Consider the following 10890-nt stretch of genomic DNA (forward strand, 5'->3'; position numbering starts at 1 on the left):
TTCGGTTTCCTTGCCGGGCATTACCATTTGCCCAGGATCTTCAAGGACAGCAGATGGTTGATCGCTTCCTGTTTGGCGAGGATCTGATAGCGGTTGTTGTTGTAGGCGATATCGGCGTCGATGTAGTCGGTGCGGGTCTTGTCCAGTTCCAAGAGCTCGATCAGGCCGAGGCGGTAGCGCTCTTCGGCGATCCGGATCTGGTTGCTGGATTGTTCCAGTTTTTCCAAGAGGAGCTCATCCAGGCGCAGCAGATATTGCAGTTCCTGATCCATGATCTGGTGTTGGCGCGCGTTTTGGTCGATCTGGTCTTGCAGGTCAAGTTCGGCCAGGCGCAGGCTGAAATCGGAGCGTTTGATCACTTGGTTTTGCTTGAAATGGTTCCACAGCGAATAGCTGAGATTGAGCGACACCGTGTGCGAGGTGTTGTAGTGGTCAAAGTCAAAGTCCTGTCCGCCGAGGTTGCGGGAATAGTTATAGGCCAGGTTCACCCGCGGAAAGTAGTCCAGCCAATTCTGCCTGCGGCTGAGTTCGCCGCGCTGGATGTCGGCCTCCAGAAGCTTGAGACCCAGGCTTTGTTCGGTCGAAAAAGGCGGAACGCTGAAATCCGGGTCATAATCCAGGTCGGTCAGTTCATGGCCCCCGTCTTCCATCCGCACCAGGCCGAAAAGTTCCCTGCGCTTGGTGCTGATCGTGTTTTCCAATTGGATGATGGCGATGCGGGAATTCATCACGGCGATCTCGCTCTGCTTGACGTCGAAGGAGGTGTTCTTGCCCAGTTGGTTGAGCACCTTGCTCTGTTCCCAAACCCGGGTCTGGATCTCCAGGTTCCTGGCCAGGGAGGCGAGTTGTTTCTGCGCGGCCAAAACATCCAGATAGGCCGAGAAAACCCTGTAGGCATAGTTGCTGGCGCTGTTTTCCAAAACCATCCGCGCTTTCTTCTCATCCAGCTTGGCATATTTGTAGTTGAACCACGAAGGGTCATTGAGGCTGATGGTTTTGCTGATCGTGAACCCGGCGCTGCTGCTCAGGTCCGAAACGGCCGGCGCGGCTTGATTGTAAAGGTCGTTCTCGACCCTCAGGCCCAGGCTGGCATCCGGCAGCAGGTTCCATTTGGCGGAACTCAGGTTGGAACTGCTGGAAAGGTAGCCCAGTTCGGATTTTTGCATCGACCAGCTGTTTTGCAGGCCGTAACCGATGAGGTCGTCGACGGTGTATTGCTGGGCCAACAAGGCCACGGGCAGAAAGAGGGCCAACAGAGTGAGGCGCTTCATAATCATATCGTTCCTTAATCTTTGAGATCGGTGGAGAACCGTCCCGAAGGCACAAGTTGTTATTCCTTATACCAAGCCGGGACCGATTTCCTGCACTTTTCCCGAGGGAAATGCATCATTTGGAACACAATTATCAGGGTTGGCAAATCAGACAAGGAAAATCCTTGCCTTGAAACCCCAGTCCATAAATTTGGCACTCAAAGCTTAATAACATATGAAAGGAGATATCATGTCGTTTAATCTCAAGAACCGCCATTTCCTCACCCTGATGGACTTCACGCCCCAGGAGATTAAGTTCCTGCTGGACCTTTCCCTGGACCTCAAGAAAGCCAAATACGCCGGCACGGAACAGCAGCGCCTCCAAGGCAAGAACATCGCCCTCATCTTTGAAAAGGACAGCACCCGCACCCGCTGCGCCTTTGAAGTGGCCGCTCTGGACCAGGGCGCGCACGTCACCTATCTTGGCCCAACGGGCAGCCAGATGGGCAAGAAGGAATCGATCGCCGACACCGCCAGGGTTTTGGGCCGCATGTACGACGGCATCGAATACCGCGGCTTTGGCCAGGAGATAGTCGAAGAGCTGGCCAAATACGCAGGAGTGCCCGTCTGGAACGGCCTCACCACCGAAGACCACCCCACCCAGGTTTTGGCCGATTTCCTCACCGCGATGGAGCATTTGAACAAGCCTCTGCATGAAATGGTCTTCGTTTATGTGGGAGACGGACGCAACAACGTCGCCAACGCCCTCATGATCGGCGCCGCCAAGACCGGCATGGATTTTCGCATCGTGAGCCCCAAGGAGCTGTTCCCGGATGCCAAACTGCTGAAGAAATGCAAGGCCGTGGTCAAAGAGGTCGGCGCCAGCATCACCATCACCGACGACATCGCCGAAGGCGTGAAAAACGCCGATGTGATCTACACCGACGTTTGGGTCTCCATGGGCGAACCGGACAGCGTTTGGGCCAGCCGCATCAAGCTGCTCAAGCCTTATCAGGTGAACTCCGCCATGATGAAGAAGACCGGCAAGAAACACACCCTCTTCATGCACTGCCTGCCTGCCTTCCATGACCTCAAGACGGCCATCGGCAGGCAGATCTTTGAGAAATTCAAGCTCAGCGCCATGGAAGTGACCGACGAGGTCTTCGAATCCCCCAATTCCGTGGTCTTCGACGAGGCCGAAAACCGCATGCACACGATCAAAGCGGTGATGGTGGCCACCCTGGGGAGCTGATCCCTTGGATCCTCGATCATTCATGGACCGGCGGCTCTCAGTTGCCGGTCCTTTTTTTATCCTTGTTTAGCTTTCCCAGCAAACCGGGTGGCGAAGCTCCGCTAAATCCCCCCTGATATTCCGACCCTTGGTTTCCTGGACGTATCCCGCCGGATGCCCACCCCGCGGGCGGTTATCGGGCGGGATACGAAAACGGGGCGGACCTTCGGAATCTTGGGAATGGGAAAAGCCCGGAACCGAGAGGGTTCCTGGCTAATCCTATTTCTTGACGAGAATATTATCTGATCAGGGCAATCCGCTGTTGGACGGATTTACCGCCCTGGGTGGCGCGGATGTAATAGATCCCGCTGGCGACGGAGCTTCCGCCGTTATCCAAACCATCCCATTCCAGGACCCGCGATTTGGGGCTGTTTCCGCTGAACACGGTTTTCACCAGCTGGCCGCGCAGGTTGTAGATCCCCACCTCGAGGGGCAGGGCGTTGTTTTTGAGCTCGACCCGGAAGCTGGTTTTTCCACTGAAGGGATTGGGATGATTGGCCGAAACGCTGATCGGAGTGATATTCCAGGCGCTGGGATCGTCCGCGGAGGAGAAGCTTTCATTGAAATATTCGGTGAAGACGTAATCCACCAAAGCCCTGGCCTGGTCCTCATAAAGATTGTAGAGCGGGAAACTCACCGTCAGCACTTTTCCATTGTTGTTCAGGTTCAAGACCCCGATGGGCATGTTGTTCATTGCGCCCATGGGTTCGGAATCCAGATAGTCCGAGCCATAGTTGTAGACCGTGGCGCAGTCCGGGTTCGGGCCGATGCTTTCCACGCGGATGATGTGCCCGTTCAGGCTGGGGCTGGTTTTCAGCGGGTCGATCTGCACCAGGGGAAACTGGTCGTGGACGGGATCGGCATAGCGGAAGCGGGCCGAGCTTTGGTAATCGGCCTCGGCGATGCCGATCACGCTGTAGATGTAGGTCTGGGGGGCAAAGGCCATCGGATAGCCGGCATTGAGTTCGAAGGCCATGCTGGGCATGTAGAGAGTGAAAAAGACGTTCCCGCCTGCTTCGATATAGCTTTGCAGGACGTCCCGGACCACGTAGGGCGGGTCCATGTTCGCAAAATCGTTGCCGTGCCAGAGGATCGAGGAATAGACTCCGATGTCGGCCAGTTTGAGGTTGCCGGGCAGCTCATTCAGGTCAAGCATGCTTGAGTCGAAATGCTGGGTGATCTCGTTGTAGAAATCATCCACCTGCACGTCATTGGGCTGCAGAGGATTGGTCCCGCCCAGGTTTTCGGTCTCGTCCACGATCAGGATGCCCTGGTCGAGGGTGATTGGCCGGCTTCTGACCACTTGGGCAAAGGGGCTGGCGTTATCATCCGTGTCCACGGCGCAAAGGCTGTAGTAGTAATAGTTTGCGCTGCCGGTCACATCGGTGTCCAGATAGCCCGGGGCGGTGATGGTCCCGCCGATCTGATCTCCCAAAACTCCATCAGTTTGGGAGCGATAGAGTTTGTAACCAGCCAAATCCAGTTCGCCGTTGGGGTCCCAATTCAGCTCGATGCCCTGGAACACGGGCTGATCGGCGAAATTCTGGGGTTCGAGGGGCACGGAGAGGGGCACTCCGGTGGCGTAGATGAGATAGCTTTCGTTGCTGAAAGTGTCCACCGCGCTCACGCCGAAGTAGTAGAGCTGGCCTTGGTTCAGGCCGCTGATGGTGATCGAGGTGCCGGTCGTCGTTTGCGGATCGCCCCAGTTGGCCATGGAAGTGCCGTAATAGACATTGTAATAGGCGATCGAGGGGTCGTTGTAGCCCTCCCAGGTAAGCTGGATCGAAGTTCCGTTTCCGCAATCGTGGGTTTGCAGGTTAAATGGCGCCGCGGGCATTTCGGCAAAGGTCACGGCGCAGGCCACCGAAGCCTTGATCACCTCCGTGCAATAGGCCGGATCGAGGTTGGCCACGATGTCCTGATCGGAGTGGTAAACTGACGAGAAATCCGCCTCGAAGAAGTAGATCACGTTGTAGCCCCTTTGCCAGAAAGGATAGCTGTCGCTGCTGCCGCTGTTCATGTTTCCATAGAACGTGGTCAGGGTGGTGAATTGTTCTGTGATCTGGGAGGCGTAAGCGCTGTGGTTCATGGAGCCGTCATAGGGCATCAGGCGCACCTGCCAGTTGGATGGCTGGGCGTTGTTGTTGGCGATCATGTCGTGGTTCATCATCAGGCGGATGTTCTGGTTTGATACCAGGGCGTCCTGGGCGTAGTGTTTGGAACCCCAGAGCCCGAATTCTTCGGCGGCGAAGGTCACGAAACGGATCGAGGTCCGGGGCTGGTAGCCGCTGGCCATCATCACCCGCGCCATTTCCAGGGCCGCGACCGCTCCGCTGGCATTGTCATCCGCCCCGGGGGCAAAGGTGTAAGGATCGCTGTTGCTGGAAACCGAGTCGTGATGACCGCCCACGATGATGTACTGGTCTGGATAGACGGTGCCTGGGATGGTGGCAACCACGTTGTATTGCTGGGTGTTGTCCCAGGTGAAGGTCTGCAGCTGGGCGTCCGTGACCCCGAAAGCCAGGAACTGCTGGCGGATCCATTCGGCCACCTGGAGGCGGTTGCTGGCCCGGGCGTAGCGGGTTTGGAAGTCTTGCAGGGCTTGGATCCTGGTCTGCACAGCGTTCACGTTCACCAGGGACAGAATGGCATTGATATCGGTCCTCGCTGCCTCTGAAAGATTTGGCGCAGGGACGATTTCCGGAAAGCGGATCGGCTCCAGGCTCAGGAGAGTGAAGGGATTTCTGATCAGGCCACGCAATTCCACGTCGCTCATGCCGCTTTCCAGGAGCAGCGAAGCGCCCAGGTCCAGGAGCACCCTGCCGGCCTCGCGAGGCATGTTGTTGTCGCTTTGAGGCAGTTTGCCCACAAGATAGAGGTTTTCCCTGGTCGGGAATGCGGACAGGAATTGCGCCCGCTCCAAGCCTTGATATGGCACGGCGGGGGTGACGGCGATAGCGAACTGATCGTCGTAATGCAAAATTCCATAGCCCTGATCGGCCATGAGCCGCATCGAGCCATTCAGGTTATCGGCCCTAAAAGCTGATTGTATCTCGCTTACAGGGATCCCGGCGATTTGGCTGGCGCACAGGCCTGCCACGGCCAGCAATAATGTCATCAACGCTGTGAATGTCTTCATTTAGCCTCCATGGACTGCAGAAGGATTGATCTTTGCCCAATGTGTTGCAAAAAACATTCCCCGGCAAAGACTTTATGCGGAAACCGAGGCAAATGCTCTTCTTTGGTTCCCAAACTCAGCAATTTCTGTAAGTTCAGTCCAAACCGTTTTGTCGTCCGCGCTTGACTGCGATGTTTACCTTTTCAGATATATTTGTCCTTGACTTTTTTCGCCCTGCCAAATATCTTGTCTTAAAATCCCAGCCAATCTATAGGAGGTTCGAATGAAAAGAACAGCTTTGACCATAATTGCACTTACGGTGCTGTTGACACTAGCGTTCGCGCAAAACTGGACGGAAGAGGATTCCGATATCAGGATCATAACCCGGACCATGACTGCTCCAGCGAGCGAAGTCTACTTCGGCATTTTCGTGGATGATCTCAGCGACGCCAAGGCAGAAGAGATCGGCTACGAATATCCCTACGGCATCCTGATCTCCAGCGTGGTGGAGAATTCCCCCGCCTGGGAAAACGGGATGCGCAAGGGAGACATCATCATGGAAGTCGAAGGCCAGGAAGTCACGGATAGAGGAGAGTTTGACCGGATCCGCGGCTATCTCAAGCCCGGCGACACTGTCTGGGTGCGGACCTGGAGCAAGGGCACGGTCCGGGATTTCGAAATGACCATGCAGCCCCGGCCGGAGATAACCGTGACCAGGGGCAGCGGCCCGAAGAAGCTGTCACCCGGCTACGGCGGCGGTTCCTGGCTTCCTTATTGGACCATGCTGAACGTGGACGATCCCAATTACATCATCGCCAGCCTGGGCTTTGAAGCAGACGCCGTGACCGAAAATGGCGTATTCATGCAGGGCGGCGGAGGCAAGTTCCATGTCGGCAAAGGCATCTTCATCGGCGGCTTGGGTGCCGCCTATGAATACAAGGAAGACAAGGCCGATTCCCGACAAAGCCTGCGCTACAATGCCACTTTCGCGGGCGTGACCTTCGACAAGCGCGTCCCCTTCAGCAAAAACTTCATCGGCTCCCTGGGACTGATGATCGGCGGCGGCGGACACGAGGTCTATTACTCATATACCAATACCGTAATCGATTGGGACAACCTGATTGAGGTAAACAGCAACAGCTACCGCATCAACAAGGAATATTTCGTCCTCCAGCCACGCGCGGAACTGATGTACCGACTGCTGAGCTGGTTCGCCCTGCGCGCCGAAGTCGGCTACCTTTACGGGATCCCCACCTACAACGGCTGGTATCTGACCGACAACAACAACCACAACTACAAGATCACTGGTTCCCCCAAAACAGCCTTCCAGGGCCTCACCATCAGCGTCGGACCCTGGTTCGGCTTCTGATCTAAACTGGCATTGGCATTACCAACCCCGGACACGCCTTGCTCCGGGGTTTTTGGTTTCCTCAAGCCATCAAGCTGTTGAACGGCCCTTTTCCTTGACTGGTTTGCCACTCATCCACCACTCACTAAGTAAACGCTGGATCAGCGGTTGCTCAGGCAGTGGTGTGAGAGTGGTTGGTGATCTGAACATCAGGGTGAAAAGCCAGCCATAAAATAGGGATGCGATGGGCACACTTGGAGGTGTTTAGCATTTCAGATCCTTGGTATGGAGTTTTACCTCCGGATGGCATCAGCAGGGAAGAGGGACCAGTTAAAATGAAAAGCGGCGTGAAATTGGTTGACAAAAAACCCTTTCCTCCTGCCAATGGACTGATTAACGCACACCGAGGAAAAATGGCAAGGCTTTTCAGCAAGGACTATCATGAGCGGTCGGCATCCTGGTATTTCAACCACGCCGTGATCGCGCTGGACAAGGGCGATCTGCAGTATTGGAAATCCATCGACGAAGCGGGCTGCTTCCACATCCATTTTGTCCCCAATCCCGACCGGCGGGAGTTTTTCAGCCCGCAGTTGGACGTCGTCTACGACCCGGCCACCCAAACCGTCAAAAGCCATCACTGCCATGAATGCCGGGACGCGGAAAGCTGCCGCCATTTCCTTTCCGTATTGCGCTACGCCTATCTGTATCTGCGCACGGACATCTTCGACCTGCCGGCCGTCGAAACCTGCGACGGGACCGCACTGCGCAGCAATGAGCGTTGGCAGCTGATCCATGAGCAGGCCGCGATCGAGATCGAGGGGATCTACAATCCTGAAACGGACAAGATCCGCTTTTACCACGGCTCCTACGAGCCTCTGGACATCCCTCTGCTGCTGAAGATCCAAGGCGGAACGCCTCCCGAGGGGATGAACAAAGCCCGTTTGGAGCAATGCGCGCGGATGCTGGAAGTGTTTTCGGACCTTGAGCTCGCCCTGTTCAAATTTCTCAACTCCAACAAAGCCGCCTACAGTGCCAAGACCAAATTCTGGTCGATCTACAAGAAGGATTTCGCCGCCGCCCTGGGATTGATGCAGAACATGGAGGGCCGGCTGAAGGTGCGTGAGACCGGCGAAACCCTGGTTTTCGTGGCCCAACCCTATCCGCTCAGCCTGCGCGTGGAGCCGGCCGGCAAGAACAATTTCCGGGTGATGCCGGTGATCGTGGAAGAGCTCTCCGCGGTTTATCCAGGCTTTCCCACCTGGCTGTTTTTCCGCGCCCAGGTCCAGCCAGCTTTCATCCCCCTCGGCAACGAGGCTTTGGCCAAACTTTTCGACCAGGACCTGCTGATCAGCGCCAAAGACCTGGTCTATTGGCGCACCATAGTGCACCAGGAACTGCACAAGCACGACATCTACCTGGATTTTGACCCCGCCATCGACCTGCCCCGCATCATCAGCACCAGGCCCCGGATCATGCTCCGCGTCGAGCCCTTGGGCGATAATTTGGTGCTGGAGGGAAAGCTGGCCTATCCTTCGCCGGTCGCCTCCGAAGAAGGGCTGAAGCTGACCCTGCCGCTATCCGTGGTCAGATTCCAGGCCCCGCTGATCCGCGGCGACTACGAATCCGGCGGGGAAACCGGTAACGCCTGGTTCCATCTGCCGCCGGAGGTCTTCACCCAGGTGGAGCGGCTGCTCAAACTCCTGCCGGAGGCCGACCTGAGCCGGTTGGAGCAGTTTTCGCAATTGGTCTTTTCGGGCCAGGATGCCCTGGCGCGGCTGAGAAAAGCACTTTTCGAACTGGAGGACGAGGCTTGGGATATCGAGATTGCGCCTGAACTGCGGGGCGAATTCATCCAGAAAGTGGCGCTGCAGGTGGAGATCCAGGCCCGGCGCAGCGAGGACATCGATTGGTTCAGCTATGAGATCAGCTACCGCCACAAGGACCTGAGTTTCACCCATGAAGAACTCGGCCGCTTTTTCCGCTCCAACGAGGATTTTCTCCAGACCAGGGATGGCCGCATTCTATACATCTCCAACCCGGAGGTGTTCAAAGAGACCGAACGGCTGCTCCAGAAAAGCGAAGCCCTGGCCGATAACGTCTACCGCGCCCGTTTGGTCAACCTGCCCTATTACCAGCGCTATATGCGGGAAAACCCCTCCTTCCGCCTCCTGGGCGACGAATGGATGCGCGAACTGGCCACCGACCTCATGCGCGGCCATCTGGAGCGCACCGAAGCCCTGCCCGCCTATCTGAACACCGTTTTGCGCGGCTATCAGAAATCCGGCTACGCCTGGATGAAGATGCTCCAGCATTATCGCCTGGGCGGGATCCTCGCGGACGAGATGGGCCTGGGCAAGACGATCCAGGCGCTGGCGGTGATCCTCAATTCGGCCCCGGACAGCCAAAGCCTCGTGGTTTGCCCCAAAACCCTGCTCTACAACTGGGCCGCGGAGATCGAGAAATTCCATGCCAACATACCCTGCCAGATCGTTGAAGGCAACAAGGAAACCCGCCTCGAATTGCTGGCCAATCCAAACGTCAAGCTCTTCATCATCTCCTACACCGTGGTCCTGAACGACATCGCCGTCCTGAAGGAAAAAAGCTTCGAATGGATGGTGCTGGACGAGGCGCAAAACATCAAGAACGTGAGCGCCAAACGCACCTACGCGATCAAGAAGATCCCCGCCCGCAACCGTCTGGCCCTGACCGGAACCCCCGTGGAGAACAATCTCACCGAACTCTGGTCCATCTACGATTTCCTGATGCCGGGCTACCTGGGCAACCTCAAGCGCTTTAAAAACGACTACCTGGAAGATCCCGAAAGCGGCGCGGCCAAGCTGAAACGGGCTGTGGCCCCCTTCCTCCTGCGCAGGGTCAAAAAAGAGGTGCTGCTGGAACTGCCGGACAAACAGGAACAGGTCTCCTGGTGCAAAATGCATCCCGTCCAGGAAAAACTCTATCTCCAGATCATCGACATGGTGCAGAAAAAGCTGCTCAACACGCCCGAGGCAGCCAACCTCAGTTTCGTGCATGTTTTGGCCGCCCTCACCAAACTGCGCCAGGTCTGCAACCATCCCCATCTGGCCAATCCGGACATCCTGCCCGAGATCGAGGCCTCCGCCAAGCTGGAACAGCTGGTCGAACTGGTGCGCGACGCCATGGACAGCGGCCATAAGATCCTGGTCTTTTCCCAGTTCGTGCAGATGCTCAGGATCATCCGCCGCGTCTTCGACGCCCTGGGTCTCGGCTATGCCTACATGGACGGGCACAGCAAAAACCGCATGGAAGAGGTGCGCCGCTTCGAGACCGATCCGGAGCTCAAGCTCTTTCTGATCAGCCTCAAGACAGGCGGCACCGGGCTCAACCTCACTTCCGCGGACACAGTCATCCTCTACGACCCCTGGTGGAACCCCATGGTCGAAAACCAGGCCATCGACCGCACCCACCGCATCGGCCAGACCCGCAAGGTCCAGGTTTTCCGCCTCATCACAAAAGGCAGCGTGGAGGAAAAGATCCTAAACCTGCAGCAGCATAAACTCCAGCTCTTCGACGAGGTCGTCTCCGACTCTCAGACCGTGCTTTCCACCCTCAGCCGGGAGGAGATCAATGATCTCTTCAGCTACTAAATTTAAGGCATACCCCCAAAAAAGTGGCATGCTAATGTTATAATCACTTACCTTAAAACGAATAACCTATACATTATGTCCATCGGTTGAATGATTTGGGTCATGTGCGAAAATACATTCCAAGACACGGTGAGGGCTTGAGGCATTGTTTGGCATTACTTTTTGATTTTAAGCTCACAGAAGCGAGATTTCGAAGTCGCCGAATGCAAAAAGATGGACAAAAATGTGGTCTAACAAATTGATAAGAAATATCTTTA

General features: G+C 56.1%; 5 protein-coding genes. 3 read left to right on the forward strand and 2 right to left on the reverse strand.

The window, feature by feature from the left end; translation table 11 throughout:
- Nucleotides 1-20: 20 nt before the first annotated feature.
- Nucleotides 21-1271, reverse strand: coding sequence for a TolC family protein (locus tag K0B87_02895; protein ID MBW6513686.1), 1251 nt, complete (start codon nucleotides 1269-1271; stop codon nucleotides 21-23).
- 229 nt (nucleotides 1272-1500) lie between these two features.
- On the opposite strand from K0B87_02895, the gene argF reads away from it, so the two are divergent.
- Nucleotides 1501-2502, forward strand: coding sequence for an ornithine carbamoyltransferase (argF, locus tag K0B87_02900; protein ID MBW6513687.1), 1002 nt, complete (start codon nucleotides 1501-1503; stop codon nucleotides 2500-2502).
- A gap of 277 nt (nucleotides 2503-2779) precedes the next feature.
- Here the strand turns inward: argF and K0B87_02905 are convergent, their stop codons facing one another.
- Nucleotides 2780-5680, reverse strand: coding sequence for a M20/M25/M40 family metallo-hydrolase (locus K0B87_02905; protein MBW6513688.1), 2901 nt, complete (start codon nucleotides 5678-5680; stop codon nucleotides 2780-2782).
- Nucleotides 5681-5942: 262 nt separating this feature from the next.
- Between K0B87_02905 and K0B87_02910 the strand changes: the two genes are divergently transcribed.
- Both K0B87_02910 and K0B87_02915 read left to right on the forward strand, forming a co-directional pair.
- On the forward strand, nucleotides 5943-7028 hold the full coding sequence (locus K0B87_02910) for a PDZ domain-containing protein (GenBank protein MBW6513689.1): 1086 nt from the start codon (nucleotides 5943-5945) through the stop codon (nucleotides 7026-7028).
- Nucleotides 7029-7420: 392 nt separating this feature from the next.
- Nucleotides 7421-10633 (forward strand): DEAD/DEAH box helicase, encoded by a 3213-nt coding sequence (locus K0B87_02915; GenBank protein MBW6513690.1) that lies wholly within the window; start codon nucleotides 7421-7423, stop codon nucleotides 10631-10633.
- The last annotated feature ends 257 nt before the right edge of the window (nucleotides 10634-10890 follow it).

The organism is Candidatus Syntrophosphaera sp. (assembly GCA_019429425.1).
Classification (GTDB): domain Bacteria; phylum Cloacimonadota; class Cloacimonadia; order Cloacimonadales; family Cloacimonadaceae; genus Syntrophosphaera.